This window comes from Acetobacterium sp. K1/6 (assembly GCF_034438075.1).
In the GTDB taxonomy this organism is placed as follows: Bacteria; Bacillota; Clostridia; order Eubacteriales; family Eubacteriaceae; genus Acetobacterium; species Acetobacterium carbinolicum.
In genome coordinates, this window is the sequence record NZ_JAXQGA010000008.1 from 158,972 (window position 1) to 176,150 (window position 17,179).

Below are 17,179 nucleotides of genomic sequence, written 5' to 3' on the forward strand. Positions count from 1 at the left end.
ATGCAAATACAAGAAGTAACGGTATTAAATGAAACAGGTATCCATGCCCGGCCGGCATCCCTATTTGTCAAGGCGGTCGGAAAATTTAAATCCGATGTGTTTGTGATCAAAGCAGACAAAGAGATTAACGCCAAAAGTATCGTCGGGGTTATGGCGGGGGGAATTACCCAGGGAACGACAGTTAAGATAAAAGCAGAAGGCGAAGACGAAGTAAAAGCAGTGGCGGAACTGGTGCAAATGATTAAGGATCGTTTTGATGAGTAGTGGTTAGTAAATAAAATTTATGCAGTAAAAAAACCAGTCTGATGGTGTTACTAAACATCAGGCTGGTTCTGTTTTTTTAATTGAAGTGTGATAATAGCTGCTTAATTATGGTAGATAAGACCAGTTAAAAAAGCTTTTGAGTGCTATTTCTCCTTATATTCTTTGTACACTCGAAAAGGTTTTGAAATTACCCGGGAGGGTAAGGATTTTAAGAAAATGCTTAAATCAGCTTCCATCTCTGCCGTCATTCGGGTTGGTTTTGATAAAACGCGTTTGACAAAGTCTTCTTTAAAATGATTATTGACAAACTCCTGGTTAATCGAAATTTCGATATAACACTCTTTGCAGGTAATCTGGGAAATTTGGTCGTTTTTATACTCTATTTCATGAGGGGTATCTTTCTCACAGATTACACAAAACAAATCAGCTTCGATATGATTTGTTGGCATGTTTCTTCCTCCTTACTTCTTGATTTATTGCTTAATAGTATAACATAATTAAGCCGGTCTTAGCTATAAAATTCTAAAGTAATGTTTTATTTTTATCCCCTGAAATCGACTTGACCACATCAACATCACTGGCGACATCAAAATACTGAGTATCATACAAGCGATTTAAATAATCCTGATAATAGTCAAGCAGTGGGGGGAATGATGCGATAATTTCAAGTCTGATCTTGTTGATGTTTTCTACCGATTCATCGTGAGTTCGATCTAAATCAAGGTAGGTATTAAGGAGTGTAATGGCCGTTTCAGCATGATAACTGGCGTACTGCGGAAAAACCCGAAGTTCCTGATCTTTACAGATTTTGTCCCGAACCTTTGAAACAACCGCTTCCAGATCTTCGAGGATGGCTTCCTGGGGATAGAGTGACTCCCGCCGTTTGGCAGTTTTTAATAAACCGATTAGTTTTTGCAACCGGGCCTGTTCTTTAATCGCACGATCCTGAAGCGGTGCTGAATCGGGGCTTGCTGTAAGCGTCGATAGATCCTGGTAAGATCCGTCTGAGGGTTGCTTAATTTTTTCGGGTGATTCTTGTTTCACCCGAAAAACAACATAATAAATCAGAAAAACAAACAGGATCGTTAAAAATGCGCCTCCGATAAAGAGGGACAATTGAGCAACTGGTGAATTTTCTAAGCCAAACAACTGACTAAAAAAGGTTAAAGCGTTCACGATAGCGATACCCCCTTGTTATAAATATGGATTAATTTAATGATAAGCCAAATTACCCTTTTAAGCAAGAAAAGCACCAAAATTCGATGCTTTTCTTTTAAATTCCCGCGACCTGAAAGGGAAGAACCAAACAGCGACAGTGATAAAATACTGGAAAATTAGGATTCGTTTTTAAAAATTAGACTTCTTCAGGGTCTTCAGTGTCTTCGGTGTCTTCGGTGTTGGTTTTGGAATGATCGGATTGAATCTGAGCGGTAAACTCGGTTATTAAATCCAGGTCATGCGGTTCGCTGGTTGCAGTCGTGGGTGGTGTGCTTACTGGTGTTGCGGAAGAATCGGCAGGTGTTGACATTTTACCGCCTAAGAACCCGGAAATTAACGACTGCAGATTAATACCGGTGCTTTCTGAGATGCCTTCGGTCACTTGTGACATAGAATTGATGATGTCTTTGACCATTTTGGCGGAATTGCCATCACCATACATAGTGATACGATCGACGTTGTTAAGTGGCGCGGCAACATTACGGGCGACTTCGGGAAGAGCATCGAAGTACATTTCCATGATGGCGGCATCACTGTATTTCTTCATCGCTTCGGCTTTGGCATCAATTCCGGCGGCTTCGGCCAGACCTTTGGCCTTGATTGCCGCAGCTTCGGCAAAACCTCTCGCTTCGATTGCGGCAGCTTCCTGTTCTTTGGCATAGCGATCGGCTTCAGCAGCCAATCGATTGGCTTCAGCATCTTTGGCGGCAATAAACAGTTTCGCTTCAGCATCTTTTTGCTTTTCAAACAAATCAGCTTCAGCCTTTTGGTTACGTTGGTAGCGTTCGGCATCGGCAGTTTTGTTGATCTCAGCTTTTAATCGTTGTTCACGCACTTCAACTTCTTTGGTGGCTAATTCAATCTCTTTGACCTGCTTAACAATGTTGGCTTCCTGAGTTTTAGTCTCAATTGTTTTTCGCTGTTCTTCCTGCTCGATTTGGTAAGCGGCATCGGCCTGAGCCTGAGTTAGATCAGACTGCCGTTTCAATTCAGCTTTGCGGATATCCAAATCGGTATTTTTCTGGGCAATTTCCAAGTCAGCTATAATTCGGGCATCATTGGCAATTTTTGCGGCTTCCGATTCGGCAATGGCGACTTCTTTTTCCGCATTGGCACGAGCAATGGCAGCGCCTTTTTTGATTTGAGATTTGTTTTCGGTCCCCAGATCCTCAATTACCCCAGCCTGATCGCGGATCGATTGAATGTTGAAGGAGATTATTTCAAGCCCCATCCGTTTAAGATCCGGAACAGCATTTTCCTGAACCTTTTCGGAAAAGGATTTTCGGTCGGTTAACATGTCTTTTAGGTCCAGTGAGCCGATGATTTCACGGACATTTCCTTCAAGGACATCCTTTACCTGGGGAATAATGGCATCAGTTGATTGGTTTAGAAAGTTTTCGGAAGCCAGTAAAATGGCGTCCGGTGATGAACCGATCTTGATCTTTACAGCGCCATCAACCATCACATCAATGAAATTGTTGGTTGGTACGGATTCACCAGTTTTGACATCAACAGACATCATTTTTAAGTCCAGTTTGTCAACGCGTTCAAGAAACGGAATCTTGACTCCCGCTTTTCCGATGATGACACGCCGTTTAATACCAGATATGACATAGGCTGTATCTGGGGGAGCTTTAACGTAGCTCATCATTAAGATGGCAATAACTAACAATACGACAATAATGGGGATAATCAGTGTAAAAATTGACATTTGCACCTCCTGCAATATTTAATGTTAAGATCAAAAGGATATTCGCTTTGGTGGGAATATGGCAACCGCACAGATTCTTGGAAGTGGATAATCTTTGTATGAACTCAACAAACGTATTATATAAGAGGTTGGATTCAAAGTCAAAGATTAAAAATCGTTATAGTTGTCTTGGGGGATAAATGTTATAATTTTACCAGTGCTTAATGTTAGTCGAAAGCGATCGATTGTTAGAGGTAAACATGAATTATCTAGGCAAATAAAAGAAGTTAGAGAGTCCTGGAATTATCAGATTACGTTGGCGAGTTGATTAAGAGAACAGAATAGAGTATAGAAAAAAAGAAGAAAACAAAATTGTTGGATTAAAGGAGACATGATGGGAATTCAGGAAGAAGCATTAAAATTACACGAAGAATGGCAAGGGAAGCTCAGCATTGACAGCAAGGTTCCAGTAAAAAGCAAATACGATTTGTCCATGGCCTACACCCCAGGGGTGGCAGCGCCCTGCCGAATGATCCATAAGAACAAAGACGATGTATATAAGTATACTGGAAAGGGAAATATGGTGGCAGTGGTTACCGACGGGTCGGCAGTGTTGGGGCTGGGCGATATTGGTCCCGAAGCCGCCCTTCCAGTGATGGAAGGAAAAGCCGCTTTATTTAAAGAATTTGGTGGTGTGGATGCGTTTCCGATCTGTATTCCATCCCAGGATGTGGAGGTCATCATCAAGACGGTCAAGATGATTGAACCGGGATTTGGCGGGATTAATCTGGAAGATATTGCTTCGCCCAGATGCGCCGAAATCGAAAGACGCTTAAAAAAAGAACTGGACATTCCGGTTTTTCATGATGATCAACATGGCACGGCAGTGGTGGTGACAGCAGCGCTGATGAATGCCCTGAAGGTCGTCGGCAAACAATGGCAGCAGGTGACGGTAGCCATGAGCGGCGCTGGAGCAGCCGGATCGGCAATCGTCAAGATGCTATTAAATGTCGGCGTCAAGGATATTATCGCCTGCAGCAGCAAGGGCATTCTCTCAAAAGACGAAGAGTACAGCAACTGGGTTCATCAGGAAATAGCCCAGATGACCAATAAGCATCACAAAAAAGGGAGTCTTGCCGACGCCATCAACGGGGCTGATATTTTTATCGGTGTTTCGGCACCGGGTATCGTCACACCCGAAATGGTAGAGACCATGGCACAAGATGCCATAGTTCTGCCAATGGCCAATCCGGATCCGGAAATTGATCCGGAGCTGGCAATAAAAGCCGGCGCGAGGGTTGTCGGAACGGGACGGTCGGACTATCCCAACCAGATTAACAACGTCCTGGCTTTCCCCGGTATTTTCAGAGGCGCACTGGATGCCCGAGCCAGTGACATCAACGAAGCGATGAAGGTTGCTGCAGCAAAAGCCATTGCCGAGCTAATCAGTGATGACAAACGGAGTGCCGACTATATTATTGTGCCAGCCTTTGATCCCCGGGTTGGAAAGGTTGTGGCAAAAGCCGTCTATCAGGCGGCAAAGGATTCAGGTGTAGCCAGACGGAAATAATCTTAAGAAACAAAATTCAGCAATTTTGATTGTGCTGACAATGGCTAAATGTTTATAATGGGTGTTGAATCAATAAAAAATAAGGAGGGAAAAAATGAAAATGAGCAAAGATGATAAAATCCGAATCATTATTGATGCCCTGGATGAGGTGATCACCATTCCGAACCATAAAGAGGAACAGATCAAAGATGTTTTGAGAAAAGCGCTGGGGACTATTGACGAAAAGGAAAGTGAAGATTACTAAACAAATTAAAAAGAAGCAGCCAGATTTGAGACTTTCATTTCCGGGGCTTCTTTTTTTTACAGTTTATTTCGATCAGGAAGGTAATCTAAAAATCGCTTAACCGCTAGTGATGCGTTTTTTTGATTTTTCATAGCTATTCCGATTCTGCGATAGGCAGGAACTTCCAGCTCTTTGATAATGATCCGATAAGGCAGACGCTGCAAAATAAGTTCTGGCAGAATGCTGATTCCCAGTCCGCTTTCCACCATTGACATAATGGCATAGTCGTCCCAGGTGGTGAAATGAGTCATTGGCTCCAAATGGTGAAGTTCAAATATTTCTGAAATTTCGGCTTTTGCTCCCTTTTCCAGAAGCATAAATGGGTCATTACATAAGGCTTCAACAGGAAAACGGTCGCAATTTGCCAGAGGATGGTTCTCAGGTAAAATAACGAGCAGACGATCCTGTTCCAAAAAAATAGTTTCCAGGCTAGGGTTTGTGGGAAGTCGAAGAAAACCGCAATCGACGCGCCCTTCCAAAATCCAACTTTCGATTTCGGTATAGTCACCGAGTAACAACTCGTAAGCGATGTTGGGATATTTTTTCTGAAAAGCTTTAATAATATTTGGAAGCCAATGGGTAGCCACGCTGGAAAAGGTTCCAATCCGAATCAAGCCAGATTCAAGACCGTGCAACTCGTTAATCTGTGTTTGTAATTTTTCGTACTCCAAACAGATACTTTTGGCGTAAGGAAGAAGTTGGAGTCCATCGGAAGTGAGTCGCAGACCGGTATGACCGCGTTCAAGGAGTGAGATCTGCCATTCTCTTTCTAAATCGTTAATCATTCGACTAATGCCGGATTGGGAATAGTTTAATAATGTGGCAGCTTTTGTGAAGCTGCCACATTCAACGGTTTTAACGAAGGCCAGGTATTTTTGAATATTCATGATCAGGTTCACCTTCAATCATCTGGTTTTGTCATAAGTAACATGACAAGAATTCGTTTATGTAATGCTTGTGTTAATGATATACTATTATACACTGTGTTTCAAGTATTAAAAAAATGAAGTTTGAAACAAAAAGAGGAAGGGCAAGAGGCGATTATTATTGATGAAAATAAAAAGAGATTATACGAAATACATATCGGCGTTATTGCTTTTTGGCACAAATGGAATTGTGGCCAGTGCGATTTTACTGAATAGTTATGAAATAGTTTTTTTGAGAACATTGATCGCCAGTTTATTTCTGGGTGCGATGTTTTTAATCACTAGGGGAAAGTTTAAGGGACTGGAACACAAAAAGCATCTGGTCTGGCTGTTGATCTCCGGTGGAGCGATGGGTGCAAGCTGGATGTTTTTATATGAAGGTTATGCACAAATCGGGGTTAGTATGGCAACCTTGGCCTATTATTGCGGACCGGTAATTGTGATGGTGCTGGCACCCTTGATTTTTAAAGAAAAAATGGTCGCCACCAGAATAATCGGTTTTTTGAGTGTGTTGCTGGGGATGTTTCTGGTCAATCGCGATACGCTGATACAAAGCGGATTGACCTGGGGATTATTTTGTGGAATAATGGCGGCATTTATGTACGCTGTCATGGTGATCTTCAATAAAAAAGCAGTCAGTATAAACGGGCTTGAAAATGCGGTATGGCAGCTCTTGGCAAGTTTGGTCACCGTTGGCATATTTACGGTGATCAAACAGGGGCTGGTGATTCCTGTTACGCTTGTGGACGTTGTTCCTATTTTATTATTGGGAATCGTCAATACAGGAATCGGATGTTATCTTTATTTTTCATCAATTCAGCAGCTTCCGGCTCAATCTGTAGCCATTTTGGGATATTTGGAACCGCTTTCGGCCTTGTTTTTTTCAGCGATTTTTCTCCAGGAACGATTAACATCCATTCAGGTTGTAGGAGCGGTGTTAATTCTAGGGGGAGCAGCATTCGGCGAGTTTTGGGGCCGAAAGAAGCAAGCGGATGGCTAGTTCACGCTGAACTGAGATTGAAGATAGACGAATTTGTTCATGAAAAAGGAGGAACCAAAGTTTTTTGCTGTATGCGTTTGGTTAAAGAGTTTTGCAAAATGAACTGGCAATTGTGCAGTGTGGGGGCGATCATTGATCGCCCCCACATTAAATATTTAATTCTACTTATATAATTGAAGTATTGCAAATTGGTTTATTTCAAAATCCACTCATCCGGCAGGGCTTGGATTTCAGAGAAGAGGATATTTTGAAAATCGACTGCTGCTTTTTCATCCGGGAAGGGGACAATGGCAGCTTTGCTTCGACAGCCTTCAGCTAAAAAAGTATCAATCGCTGCTTGGGTCAGAAGGGGAAAATATTTTTTTAACACGATTCTGCCTTTTGAGATAAAGAAAAGCTTTTCGCCATCCTCAACCGGTATTTTTAAAAGCACATCTCTGGTGGTCAGGTGCTTATAATCATGAAGTATATGGCTGATATAGGTCAGACTTTTAATCAGATCCCGGTAGGTGGTGGCTCGTTCATAATGATATTGGGCAGACTCTTTGTTCATGCAGATCTGAAATTGATTAAGTAAGCAGTTAAGCGTAGTGGCTTCTGAAAAAATCTGAAGCAGGGTCTGTCTGTTTTTCGAAAAATCATCCGGGTTCATGATCTCAGGCAGCGTATGATAGTGAAAATTGAAACGGTGGTTATCTTGAACAATGGGAAAGAGGTGGGTGAACATATCGATCAATGATTGGATTGCTTGTTTTCTCCGAAACGGTCCAAAGCTATGGTCTTCTCGTTCCGGAACAATCGACAATCCCTTGGAATGGGCTGAATTAGTAACTTTCAGATAGAAATACCGTCTGTCGTTTTTCATTTGCGAATTAAAGTATGGCTGGATCTCTTTAATCAGCTGACATTCCAGCAGTCGGGCTTCTAAGTGGGTATCGGTGACAGTATAATTGATATCATCAATGAAAAAAACCATTCTTTCAATCTTTGGTTGCTTAGGGGATTTAGTGAAATAAGATTTCACTCTTTTTTTCAGACATTTACTTTTTCCGATATAGATAATTTGACCGGCGGAATCCAACATCTTATAAACACCGGGAAGTGGTGGTATCTGGTTTAGTTTTTGCTCTAAATGGCTCATCGTTTTGGTTCCATATCATTTTTATTTTGGTTTGGCTAAAAAATATTTCGTTCTTTCACCTGCTTATACAATAACATAACAGTAGCACGTTTAACCTTGATTGGCTTAGACTATTTGATAAATTACGCACAAAAAAATGACTTCTTGACACCTGGAACATAATTAATTATAATAAGTACAAAGTCAATGAGTTTGGAGTCAGTGAAATGAAAACGAAACGTCAGATCCAAAAAGAAGCAACCAGAAAACTGATTTTAGATGCCGCTTATCAAGTGTATGCAGATGAAGGGTTTAGTGCTACAACCAATCAAATAGCCAAGGCAGCTAATGTTTCTCATGGCACTATCTTCGTTCATTTTCCAACGGTAGATAATCTCATTAGTTGTTTACTTGAACGTTTTGGATCTGAAATTAATGAGCATTTGCATCTCCTCTCGGAAAAAGATGAAAGTCTGGAGACTTTTTTGGCGGCCCATATTAATGTTCTGATCAGTTATGAAGATTTTTATAAAAGGCTTATTTCCGAAATAAATATTTTGCCCCAAGAAGCAAAGTATGTATTCATTAATATCCAATCAGTGGTTTCGTTTCATCTTAATCAGGTGATTGAACGTGATAAGGAAAAAAAGGCAATCAAAGAAATACCGATGCATATAATTTTTAACAGTTGGTTAGGTTTGATACACTATTATCTTACCAATAACTATCTTTTTGCAGCAGGGTCAGTACTAACGGATCATAAGGATGAATTGATTTTGAACTATATAAAATTAATTAGAAAATGAAAGGAATCAATGATATGAAAGCTTATGATAATTTTTTTCTGCCTGTCGATGATTTGGAAGAAGCAAAAAACTATTTTTCTAATGTGTTAGGTTTGAAATTAAAGTTTGATTTTTCAGACAAGGGCATGGCGGCATTTAATGTTGGTGATGAAGAACCGGCGATTATTTTAAAGGAAAAGAATAAATTCCCGGATGCAAAACCGACGATCTGGTTTGTTGTGGATAATGTCAATGATGAGTACGAACGGCTTCACAATAATGGGGTTAGTTTTATAAGTAAGCCGTTTCAAATTGGAACGGGTAATGCGGTTGAATTTGAAGATTTATTCGGCAATCGATTGGGAATGACTGATTATTGTTAATGGCAGGTAATTATCGATATTAAATGATTCAAGGAGGTAAAAAGATGAAAACATGTACAGCATGCGGAATGCCAATGAAGAAAGAAAGCGACTTTGCCATGGGCGACACCAGTAAGGCGTACTGTGTCTATTGTGCAAAGGAAGATGGTTCGATGCAATCTTTTGAAGAAAAGAAGCAGAGCCTAATTAATTTCACCATCAAAACCCAGGGACTTGACGAAGCTGTCGCAGAAAAGGCGGTGGAGAATATGATGCGTCAACTGCCAGCGTGGAAAGCGTGTTTTTAGAAATAAGAACCAAACGAAAAAGATAAAAAAAGTAGCCGTGATGGTCCCAGACAAAAAGGTCAGTCACGGCTATATTCTTAGATTAATTTTTTACCCCGGCGTTTTTTAAAAGTACCCAGGTAAATCCACTTACGATAATACTTAAGATGATCAACGAGAACATTCCGATAAAGGGGTTATGGGCAGAAATACCCATAGACACGTCTAAAAAACTTAGTAGGATGGTTGAAATCCGACCGGATAAGAACATATCAATGATGGGTAAAACCACAAAGATAACAATATAAAAACCAACGATGGAACTAATTTTTAGTTTTTTATTCATGCGATAGAGTGTTACGGTAATGAAATAACCAAGTGCTTGAGCGGCAATAAATAGAACCGTCAGAAAAAGAAAACTGACAAGATATTCCAATAGACCACTAAATGAAGCGGTACCAGTGGATTGATAGATCATGCTCAACAAGCCAGAATACGCGATGCCACTTGCTGGCGATTCGATTAATTTTCCGAGCGCCAATAATAGCAGTGAAAACAGTGCCATCACAACCGCTAATGTTACTGCGACGTAATTCCGATTTACAAATAAAGATTTTCGGGAGACACCGTTTTGCAGGGCAAACAGAAAGTTCTCCTTAAAAGCGCTCAGCCCGCAAATGAAAAGAAATACGGCGGGAGCCATATCGATGCCCGTTATTCGGGTGGATTCATAAGAGGTCGATAAAGTGTTGGAAAAGGTGACTTGAATGGGAACAAGCGCCATCACGGCAAGGATGACCGCACAGAAGATTAAGACAGCATTTCGGTGATCTAAAAGCTGATATTTATAAATTGTATGTAGTTTCATTGCTTTGCTCCTCGTTGGTTAATTTAATGAATAATTTTTGCAAATCCAGACTGGTAATTTCAATGCCATCAGGCAACGTGCTCTTATTGATTGAACCGATAATAGTGGCGGTTTTTAATCCGCCCAGAACATCTTCGCCAATAACTTCCTTGTCGGCAATGAAGGTATCGACTTGCTTGATTGTGCCGGCTACGGAATATCCTTTGCTTAGTAAGGTTTCGCAGGATTCGTTCACCAATATTTCACCGTTTTTGATAATCATGACATACTCAAGCAGATTAGCAATTTCTTCGATTAAATGGGTGGAAATGATAGCAGTGAACGCATTATCGCTATACTTTTTTATTAACAATCGATAAAATAGTTCCCGATGATTGGCGTCGAGTCCTAATACCGGTTCGTCAAACAAGACATAGGGGGTATTGACAGAAAGGGCGATGATGATTTTAAAAATAGACGTGTAACCAGTCGACAATGACCGGATTTTTTTCTTGGTATTTAGTTTAAATTGCGTGGCTAAGTTGTGCGCATAGTCCAAATCAAAATCCTTGAAAAATTGTTTCGTCCACTTGAATGCTTCGTTACAGGTCATGCTCTCGGGATACAGATTTTTTTCGGACATCAAATAAATCAGGCCTTGGATCTGATCATTTTCGGAGCCAGCTAGACCATCAATGGTAATAGTGCCGCTGTCGGCAAAGAGACGATTGGTGATAATATTGAGTAGTGTCGATTTTCCGGCACCGTTTCGACCCAATAATCCATATATTTTGTGGGGCTCAAAAGTCAGGTTTACCTGATTTAAAGCTAACGTATCCCCAAATGTTTTTGTCACATCATTTATTTCTATTCCGTTCATTCCTGATAACCTCTTTCTACCATTCCCAATATTTCTTCATTGGTGATACCTAATTTTTTTGCTTCCTCGATGAGTTTTTTAATATAATGATCGAAAAATAATTCTTTGCGTTTGTCCCGCAGTTTTGAAACCGCACCGGGAGCGACAAACATGCCAACACCCCGCTTCTTAAAAATAATGCCCTCGTCAACCAGAATTGAGATGCCCTTAAGGGCCGTGGCTGGATTGATTTTATAACTGACCGATAATTCAGTTATGGATGGAATCTGACCGCTTTCCGCAAATGCTCCAGTTAAGATGGCGTCTTCAATGCCATCGGCAATTTGAACAAAAATCGGTCGTTCATCGTCGAAATTTATTTGCAAAGGGTTACCCCCTTTCGTGAATGTTAGTTAGTTGGTCGACTAACTAACTATGTTACTATTGTAAGGCCGGGTTGCTTTTTTGTCAATACCAATTTTATCAACAGTGAAATTTAGGCATGTGCGAATCCGATTAAGGGTGTTTTTTTAAAACCTTTTTATGCTATACTCACAAATGAAAGCCAATGTGCGTTATCCGCTAGCTGATTAATGGTTTATTTTGATTTTGGGCGGAGAACGACAATTTAAAGCAAATGAAGAGGGGAAAAGTTAATGTACGAATATTATTATAAAACACAGGATTTTGGGATGTGCCTGATGGAAGGAAAAGGATCTGGGGAAGAAGCCATCATTCCTACTGATCGAGATATTCTAATTGTTGGTGATGACATCTTTAAAGGGCACAAAGAATTGGTACGGGTAGAATTTCCCGATACCGTCATTGAGATTGGCGGTTTCGTTTTTGACGGGTGCGAAAATCTGAAATTTGTCAAGCTTCCTGCCAAGCTCAAAGATTTCTGGCAATATGCCATGACCCGATGCGGTATTGAAGAAATTGATATACCGGGAACAGTGGAGCGGATCGCGGCTTTTACATTTAACGAGTGTATGCAATTAAAAACGGTAAAAATTAATGAAGGAACAAAAAAGATACTGGCCTGGGCATTCAAAGATTGTGTTAATTTAACGGACGTCTATTTACCCGCTACCATTGAAGAAATCAGTGAGAAAGCGTTTGAAGGCTGTCCAAAAGTCGTGCTGCATCGGAAATGAATATCATAAAGTGATGTTTAAAATATGATCATATGTTAGAAAAAAGAACACGAAAATGCTTAAAAATTAAGCATCGCAGGACGAAAAGCATCGAAAATAGGATAAAAAATTGTCTTTTGAATTGGCATAAAAATTGCGATACATTTAGGTTAAGCATTCATTTAGAAATAAACTGCTGATTAAAAACTGTTGATATGGGTATAAATAAATATACTTGAATTGAATCAGAAAAGCGAAATGTAAAAATGGATGTTTAACTAAGAAAGTGGAGGAAAAAATGACTAAAACAGGGAAATTATTAGAAATGGCCAAAAAAATGGCAGAAGCGGCTGCTGAGAAAGCTATCCAAATTGATGTGCCGATGGTGATCGTGATTTGTGATGCGGGTGGAAATATGGTGTTATTTAACCGGATGGAAGATTCATTGTTAGCCAGCATGGATATTGCTACCAATAAAGCTTATACAGCAGTAGCCCTTAAAATGAGCACTGATACAGCGGCAGATCTTGCCAAAGAATCGGGTCAGCTTTTTGGGATTGCATCTTGTGACAAAGGTAGAATGGTGGTATTTGGGGGTGGTTTCCCAATTGTTGAAGATGGAAAAATCATTGGCGGGATCGGAGTCAGCGGCGGAAGCGTGGCTGAAGACATGACCGTCGCTCAAGCAGGACTGGATGTCCTAAAATAAATCTTAAAAAGGCTTAGCTGATCCAGTTCAGCAGAAATCTAAATTGGTATCTCGTCTGCAATTGCGGGTTTGATCCGGTTGATTAAGAAAAATTAAAAAACAAATTTGAAGTTAAAATGACCAGTTACCCATTCGGGCAGACTGGTCATTTTTGATTGAGAAATAAATCCAACGATTTGGTTTGCTGGTATTATTAATTAAAACCAAAAATAATCGGGAAAATAAAGGCAACGACAGCTAACCAGATCGCAAAAATGTAAAGATAGGTGGTCTGCCAGTTTTCGATTTTAATAAAATCTATTTTTTTTAGAAAAAAGCGGCCATACAACCAGGCCAGTCCTCCCAGATTAACGAGTAGAATTAAATTTTCTCCCAGTGCAGCTAGTTTATTCGGTGTTATCCCAAAGGTGGATAATCGAATCAGGATGGCTGATAAGGCTATCGCATCGATAATCATTGCCGCAACAATCAGAGCCATATTCAGATAATCAAAAAGCCTGTTTTTAGCATAGGGATTTCGGGCCGAAATGGTGTAAAGAACCAGGCCGAGAACCAATGCCAGCATAAAGTCAAAGGCGATCAGATAATCTCTTTCCATAAAAGGGCTGCTCCCGGATACGACCAGGACCAGCAGGAAAACAATCATAATGATCAGGAAAAGCGGACTGAATATTTTGGCCAGAATCGGAGCAAAATTCTCGACCACGCTTTTCTTGGTCTCGACCAGATAGACAGTAATCATGGCCACTGCTGCGGCGCCATAAACAATTAAATAATTTTGTATAAACCAACTGGCATCAATTTGAATAGCGAAAAAAATCGCCTGGGTAAACATCGCTAAAACGATGAGACCACAGAAAATAAGGGTGCCGTAAATCACGGATTCACCGGTAAACCGAATGAAATTCATCCGTCCCTGGCTACTGCGCCAATCCGAACCGATATAGGCAACTCCGGTGATTAGCCACAAAAATAGTGGCAGATGTAGGGCGGTCAATAATTCGGTATTATTCGGCGAATGCGAAGGATAAAGGTTGATCAGGATGGCCGCACCGGCAAAAATGCCTAGAATCACGGCAATCGTTTTTAAATTGGCTTTATTTTTATACAGAAAAAACAGAGCAATTAATGGCAGGATGAAAAAACTCAAATTTTTAAAATAAAACAGTTGATATTGAGGATCATTGAAACTGTAGCCTAAAAGTTCGGGAATTTTGAAAAAAGTACCAGCCAAAAAAGAAAAGAGAATAATCAGCCCGATATAGCGCTGATTTTCGCTCGAAATCCCAGTGGGTTCGGGTTCTAACATCAATTGCTTCCAGAGGTTTTCGGTATTTACTTTTGAATATTCCCGAGAAACCGAATGGGTATCGCCAAAACGTTTAACACTGATTAAAAAGGCCTCTTCCGCTGATAATCCGGTGTGGATCAGATCGTCGATCTCATCGTGCAGATGACTTTCCAATTCGATAATGTCCGTTTCCTTAAAATGTCCCTGACTTCGCAGACAGTCACTCCAAGCACGGATGTTTTTTTCTAAATCAAACATGGCAAGCAGTCCTCCTTGTTCATAATTTCAAACCAGGTTTTCGAAAGTGCGGTATGGATAATATCCCATTGTTTCTTTTGTACTTCCAGTTCAATCAGTCCTTCCTCTTTTAGTTTATAGTATTTTCGCTTCCGTCCACCATCTGAATTATTCCAATAAGACACAATAAAATTTTTTTCTTCAAGACGATGGAGCACCGGATAGAGCATCCCCTCGGACCAGACTAGCTCGTCTCCGGTTAATTCTTTAACTTTTTTGATAATTGCGTAGCCATAACTGTCGTTCTCCTTTAATATCGATAAAATAAAGGGCGTTGTAGAGGCTGCAATTAAATCTTTTGATACATTCATTAAGAACCTCCTATATACATAGATCTATTAGGTATAAACGTATTATACATAGAACTTCTAGGTAGTGCAAGTCTTTTCTGCAATTGACAACATAATATTTAACGGTTGTTAATTTTCAAGGATGTCATTCTATGTTAGAATAGAGTCCGTAGAACGATGCAAATAGAGAATTGTCAGTGTGGTATTTCAAGTAGATGAGTTGAGGTAAAAAAATTGGAGCAAAATAATTTTTATAAGCGGCGACCGGGAATGATTGGTGAAAGAAATTTCAGTCAGTATGCGGTTCTGGTAGTTTTATTAGAAACCGAAGAAGGCCCGGCATTTCTTTTTGAAAAACGCGCAGAGACATTAAATCGTCAGCCGGGAGAAATCTGTTTTCCGGGGGGGCGGCTGGAAGAAGGTGAAACACCTTTGGAAGCAGCAATTCGCGAAACCATCGAAGAGCTGCTGGTTGATCGTCAGCAAATCGAAATACTGGGACCCGGTGATGTTTTCATATCGCCGTTTAATTTTATTGTTCATCCCTTTATTGCAATTCTTAGGGATTATAAGTATAGTTTCAGTCGAGAAGAAGTTAGCGAAGTTTTTACTGTGGCAGTGCGTTTTTTTGAAGAACATGAACCTAAAAAGTATCTCAATCATCTGAGTCACGAGCAACCCGGCGATTTTCCCTACGAGTGTATTCCCGGTGGAAAAGATTACCCTTGGGTTAAAGGGACTTATGAGATAAATTTTTATACCTATCGAGATGATGTGATTTGGGGGATGACAGCGGGAATTGTTGAGTCTGCCGTAGAGTTGGTAATCAACTACTGTTTATTAAAGGCAATATAAGGGGAAAGAAGGAAGTCTACTAAACTGCTGATTAGTATTCTCACAATGATGACGATGCAGCACAAGTGCAAAGTTCTGTGCCAGCCGTGTAAAATTATAACTGGAAAGAGGAAATAATGAAAAAAATCTACATCTATGTTTTTTTAACCGGGATGCTTTTCGGATCGATGGAGGTTGCCTTGAAAATTGGGGGAGCAACCTTTAATCCAATTCAGCTGACCTTTATCCGCTTCTTAATAGGAGGGCTTTTTTTGTTGCCTTTTGCAATTGGCGATATCAGGAAAAGAAAGATAAAGCTGAGCAAAAGCGACCTGGGTTATCTTTTTATACTGGGATTAATCTGCATCTGCTTTAGTATGGTGCTTTTCCAAATCGGTTTAATGGGCATTAACGCAAGCTTGGCGGCATTGATTTTTTCGATCAATCCGGTATTTACCATGGTCTTTGCTCACTTTATTGTTCATGAAAAATTCACGAAAAAAAAGGCCATTGCGCTTACCATTAGTATAATCGGGTTGATTATTGTGATGAATCCTCAAAAACTCGTCTCCGGCGAAAGTAATATCTGGTTTTTGTTATTGACCCTGGTGGCAGCTATTGCCTTTGGGTTGTATACCGCCTATGGTAAAAAAAAGATTGGTAAAATCGGCGGTGTAGCTCAAAACAGTTTTAGTTTTTTGATGGGCTCGGGGGTATTATTGGTCATATTGTTTGTTAGCGGTCAACCCGTCTTTCAGGGTGTAAGTCTGAAAAACGCACCGCTGCTTTTTTATCTGGGGGTATGTGTGACTGGGATCGGCTATTACTTTTATCTGAAAACGGTCGAAATTGCCGGGCCATCCACGGCTTCAGTAGCATTCTTTATCAAACCGATGGTTGCACCGATTTTTGCATTCGTTATTCTGGGTGAAGCCATTACATTAAATATCGGGATTGGACTGATCTTCATATTATTTGGATCGTTTGTTAACCTTACTGATGGTGATAAATTGGTCAGGATGTTTAGGATGGAAAGAGTGTTTTACCGGCAGTAAAAAAGATGTGACGTTTTTGCAAAAACCAGTTGACAAAGAGTTGGAAAATATTTATACTAACAAGGTCGTCAAAAACGGCGACAGCGAAAACAGAGCAACATAGAACACAACTTAAAAGAATTTCAAAAAACAGCTTGACAACTAAGAGAAACGACGATACAATAGAAAAGCTTCTTCGGTGGGGAATGATTAAAAATCACCTGAGATGCAGCGGTCATAGAAAAGAGAATAGTACCATAAAACCTGTAAAACAGCCAAAACATCCGCAAGGATGAAGGCGGCTAAAATAGAAACAGAGAGATGTACTCTTTAAAACATTAACTCGGCAGAGGATAAAGTGCACTCGGTAGAGTATA

21 protein-coding genes are annotated in these 17,179 nt (G+C 40.3%); 11 read left to right on the plus strand and 10 right to left on the minus strand.

Going from position 1 to position 17,179, the window contains the following annotated elements; translation table 11 throughout:
* Positions 1 to 264 (plus strand): HPr family phosphocarrier protein, encoded by a 264-nt coding sequence (locus U2P91_RS09330; protein ID WP_322519493.1) that lies wholly within the window; start codon positions 1 to 3, stop codon positions 262 to 264.
* A 143-nt stretch (positions 265 to 407) separates the two neighbouring features.
* Here the strand turns inward: U2P91_RS09330 and U2P91_RS09335 are convergent, their stop codons facing one another.
* The 3 genes from U2P91_RS09335 to U2P91_RS09345 all read right to left on the minus strand — a co-directional run bounded on the left by U2P91_RS09335 (position 408) and on the right by U2P91_RS09345 (position 3,193).
* Positions 408 to 713: a bh protein gene (locus U2P91_RS09335; protein WP_111887987.1), complete on the minus strand. Its 306-nt coding sequence runs from the start codon at positions 711 to 713 to the stop codon at positions 408 to 410.
* A 73-nt stretch (positions 714 to 786) separates the two neighbouring features.
* Complete coding sequence (locus tag U2P91_RS09340; protein ID WP_322519494.1) at positions 787 to 1,440, minus strand: hypothetical protein; 654 nt, start codon at positions 1,438 to 1,440, stop codon at positions 787 to 789.
* Between the two features lie 178 nt (positions 1,441 to 1,618).
* The gene (locus U2P91_RS09345; protein ID WP_322519495.1) at positions 1,619 to 3,193 is read right to left on the minus strand and encodes a flotillin family protein; all 1,575 of its coding nucleotides are present in this window, start codon (positions 3,191 to 3,193) and stop codon (positions 1,619 to 1,621) included.
* Between the two features lie 373 nt (positions 3,194 to 3,566).
* Here U2P91_RS09345 and U2P91_RS09350 point away from each other — a divergent pair, with 373 nt between their 5' ends.
* Both U2P91_RS09350 and U2P91_RS09355 read left to right on the plus strand, forming a co-directional pair.
* On the plus strand, positions 3,567 to 4,742 hold the full coding sequence (locus U2P91_RS09350) for an NAD(P)-dependent malic enzyme (RefSeq protein WP_322519496.1): 1,176 nt from the start codon (positions 3,567 to 3,569) through the stop codon (positions 4,740 to 4,742).
* Positions 4,743 to 4,836: 94 nt separating this feature from the next.
* Positions 4,837 to 4,986 carry a hypothetical protein gene (locus tag U2P91_RS09355; protein WP_162624486.1) on the plus strand — a complete coding sequence of 50 codons (150 nt, stop codon included), beginning with the start codon at positions 4,837 to 4,839 and terminating at the stop codon, positions 4,984 to 4,986.
* A 56-nt stretch (positions 4,987 to 5,042) separates the two neighbouring features.
* On the opposite strand, the gene U2P91_RS09360 is transcribed toward U2P91_RS09355, so the two are convergent.
* Positions 5,043 to 5,918, minus strand: a complete 876-nt coding sequence (locus U2P91_RS09360; RefSeq protein ID WP_111889722.1) for a LysR family transcriptional regulator — start codon at positions 5,916 to 5,918, stop codon at positions 5,043 to 5,045.
* Positions 5,919 to 6,081: 163 nt separating this feature from the next.
* Here U2P91_RS09360 and U2P91_RS09365 point away from each other — a divergent pair, with 163 nt between their 5' ends.
* Positions 6,082 to 6,951, plus strand: coding sequence for a DMT family transporter (locus U2P91_RS09365; RefSeq protein ID WP_111889721.1), 870 nt, complete (start codon positions 6,082 to 6,084; stop codon positions 6,949 to 6,951).
* Between the two features lie 193 nt (positions 6,952 to 7,144).
* On the opposite strand, the gene U2P91_RS09370 is transcribed toward U2P91_RS09365, so the two are convergent.
* Positions 7,145 to 8,092, minus strand: coding sequence for a GIY-YIG nuclease family protein (locus U2P91_RS09370; RefSeq protein WP_322519497.1), 948 nt, complete (start codon positions 8,090 to 8,092; stop codon positions 7,145 to 7,147).
* Positions 8,093 to 8,298: 206 nt separating this feature from the next.
* On the opposite strand from U2P91_RS09370, the gene U2P91_RS09375 reads away from it, so the two are divergent.
* Genes U2P91_RS09375 through U2P91_RS09385 form a run of 3 tightly spaced genes read left to right on the plus strand, consistent with a single transcriptional unit; the run spans position 8,299 to position 9,526 of the window.
* Positions 8,299 to 8,877 carry a TetR/AcrR family transcriptional regulator gene (locus tag U2P91_RS09375; protein ID WP_322519498.1) on the plus strand — a complete coding sequence of 193 codons (579 nt, stop codon included), beginning with the start codon at positions 8,299 to 8,301 and terminating at the stop codon, positions 8,875 to 8,877.
* Between the two features lie 14 nt (positions 8,878 to 8,891).
* Positions 8,892 to 9,239, plus strand: coding sequence for a VOC family protein (locus tag U2P91_RS09380; RefSeq protein WP_322519499.1), 348 nt, complete (start codon positions 8,892 to 8,894; stop codon positions 9,237 to 9,239).
* A 44-nt stretch (positions 9,240 to 9,283) separates the two neighbouring features.
* Positions 9,284 to 9,526, plus strand: coding sequence for a zinc ribbon domain-containing protein (locus U2P91_RS09385; RefSeq protein ID WP_322519500.1), 243 nt, complete (start codon positions 9,284 to 9,286; stop codon positions 9,524 to 9,526).
* Positions 9,527 to 9,608: 82 nt separating this feature from the next.
* Here the strand turns inward: U2P91_RS09385 and U2P91_RS09390 are convergent, their stop codons facing one another.
* The 3 genes from U2P91_RS09390 to U2P91_RS09400 are packed head-to-tail and all read right to left on the minus strand — an operon-like array spanning position 9,609 to position 11,597.
* A complete protein-coding gene (locus U2P91_RS09390; RefSeq protein WP_111887981.1) occupies positions 9,609 to 10,373 on the minus strand; it encodes a hypothetical protein in 765 nt (254 codons plus the stop codon).
* Complete coding sequence (locus U2P91_RS09395) at positions 10,351 to 11,232, minus strand: ATP-binding cassette domain-containing protein (RefSeq protein ID WP_111887980.1); 882 nt, start codon at positions 11,230 to 11,232, stop codon at positions 10,351 to 10,353. Before U2P91_RS09395 ends, U2P91_RS09390 begins: the two co-directional genes overlap by 23 nt.
* A complete protein-coding gene (locus tag U2P91_RS09400) occupies positions 11,229 to 11,597 on the minus strand; it encodes a GntR family transcriptional regulator (RefSeq protein WP_111887979.1) in 369 nt (122 codons plus the stop codon). Before U2P91_RS09400 ends, U2P91_RS09395 begins: the two co-directional genes overlap by 4 nt.
* Positions 11,598 to 11,867: 270 nt before the next feature.
* Here U2P91_RS09400 and U2P91_RS09405 point away from each other — a divergent pair, with 270 nt between their 5' ends.
* Together U2P91_RS09405 and U2P91_RS09410 are read left to right on the plus strand one after the other, a co-directional pair.
* A complete protein-coding gene (locus tag U2P91_RS09405) occupies positions 11,868 to 12,368 on the plus strand; it encodes a leucine-rich repeat domain-containing protein (protein WP_111887978.1) in 501 nt (166 codons plus the stop codon).
* Between the two features lie 277 nt (positions 12,369 to 12,645).
* Complete coding sequence (locus U2P91_RS09410; protein ID WP_111887977.1) at positions 12,646 to 13,056, plus strand: GlcG/HbpS family heme-binding protein; 411 nt, start codon at positions 12,646 to 12,648, stop codon at positions 13,054 to 13,056.
* 193 nt (positions 13,057 to 13,249) lie between these two features.
* Here the strand turns inward: U2P91_RS09410 and U2P91_RS09415 are convergent, their stop codons facing one another.
* Both U2P91_RS09415 and U2P91_RS09420 read right to left on the minus strand, forming a co-directional pair.
* A complete protein-coding gene (locus U2P91_RS09415; protein WP_111887976.1) occupies positions 13,250 to 14,605 on the minus strand; it encodes a permease prefix domain 1-containing protein in 1,356 nt (451 codons plus the stop codon).
* Positions 14,593 to 14,955 carry a PadR family transcriptional regulator gene (locus U2P91_RS09420; protein ID WP_111887975.1) on the minus strand — a complete coding sequence of 121 codons (363 nt, stop codon included), beginning with the start codon at positions 14,953 to 14,955 and terminating at the stop codon, positions 14,593 to 14,595. Before U2P91_RS09420 ends, U2P91_RS09415 begins: the two co-directional genes overlap by 13 nt.
* Before the next feature lie 213 nt (positions 14,956 to 15,168).
* Between U2P91_RS09420 and U2P91_RS09425 the strand changes: the two genes are divergently transcribed.
* Complete coding sequence (locus tag U2P91_RS09425) at positions 15,169 to 15,789, plus strand: NUDIX hydrolase (RefSeq protein WP_111887974.1); 621 nt, start codon at positions 15,169 to 15,171, stop codon at positions 15,787 to 15,789.
* Positions 15,790 to 15,905: 116 nt separating this feature from the next.
* The gene (locus tag U2P91_RS09430) at positions 15,906 to 16,823 is read left to right on the plus strand and encodes a DMT family transporter (RefSeq protein ID WP_111887973.1); all 918 of its coding nucleotides are present in this window, start codon (positions 15,906 to 15,908) and stop codon (positions 16,821 to 16,823) included.
* Positions 16,824 to 17,179 lie beyond the last annotated feature (356 nt).

Bases quoted from the DNA above. Each gene is read 5' to 3' on its own strand.
- U2P91_RS09420 (WP_111887975.1), bottom strand. From the start codon at position 14,955: ATGAATGTATCAAAAGATTTAATTGCAGCCTCTACAACGCCCTTTATT.
- U2P91_RS09330 (WP_322519493.1), top strand. From the start codon at position 1: ATGCAAATACAAGAAGTAACGGTATTAAATGAAACAGGTATCCATGCC.
- U2P91_RS09415 (WP_111887976.1), bottom strand. From the start codon at position 14,605: ATGTTTGATTTAGAAAAAAACATCCGTGCTTGGAGTGACTGTCTGCGA.
- U2P91_RS09375 (WP_322519498.1), top strand. From the start codon at position 8,299: ATGAAAACGAAACGTCAGATCCAAAAAGAAGCAACCAGAAAACTGATT.
- U2P91_RS09345 (WP_322519495.1), bottom strand. From the start codon at position 3,193: ATGTCAATTTTTACACTGATTATCCCCATTATTGTCGTATTGTTAGTT.
- U2P91_RS09370 (WP_322519497.1), bottom strand. From the start codon at position 8,092: ATGAGCCATTTAGAGCAAAAACTAAACCAGATACCACCACTTCCCGGT.
- U2P91_RS09355 (WP_162624486.1), top strand. From the start codon at position 4,837: ATGAAAATGAGCAAAGATGATAAAATCCGAATCATTATTGATGCCCTG.
- U2P91_RS09350 (WP_322519496.1), top strand. From the start codon at position 3,567: ATGGGAATTCAGGAAGAAGCATTAAAATTACACGAAGAATGGCAAGGG.
- U2P91_RS09395 (WP_111887980.1), bottom strand. From the start codon at position 11,232: ATGAACGGAATAGAAATAAATGATGTGACAAAAACATTTGGGGATACG.
- U2P91_RS09335 (WP_111887987.1), bottom strand. From the start codon at position 713: ATGCCAACAAATCATATCGAAGCTGATTTGTTTTGTGTAATCTGTGAG.
- U2P91_RS09385 (WP_322519500.1), top strand. From the start codon at position 9,284: ATGAAAACATGTACAGCATGCGGAATGCCAATGAAGAAAGAAAGCGAC.
- U2P91_RS09405 (WP_111887978.1), top strand. From the start codon at position 11,868: ATGTACGAATATTATTATAAAACACAGGATTTTGGGATGTGCCTGATG.
- U2P91_RS09390 (WP_111887981.1), bottom strand. From the start codon at position 10,373: ATGAAACTACATACAATTTATAAATATCAGCTTTTAGATCACCGAAAT.
- U2P91_RS09410 (WP_111887977.1), top strand. From the start codon at position 12,646: ATGACTAAAACAGGGAAATTATTAGAAATGGCCAAAAAAATGGCAGAA.
- U2P91_RS09430 (WP_111887973.1), top strand. From the start codon at position 15,906: ATGAAAAAAATCTACATCTATGTTTTTTTAACCGGGATGCTTTTCGGA.
- U2P91_RS09380 (WP_322519499.1), top strand. From the start codon at position 8,892: ATGAAAGCTTATGATAATTTTTTTCTGCCTGTCGATGATTTGGAAGAA.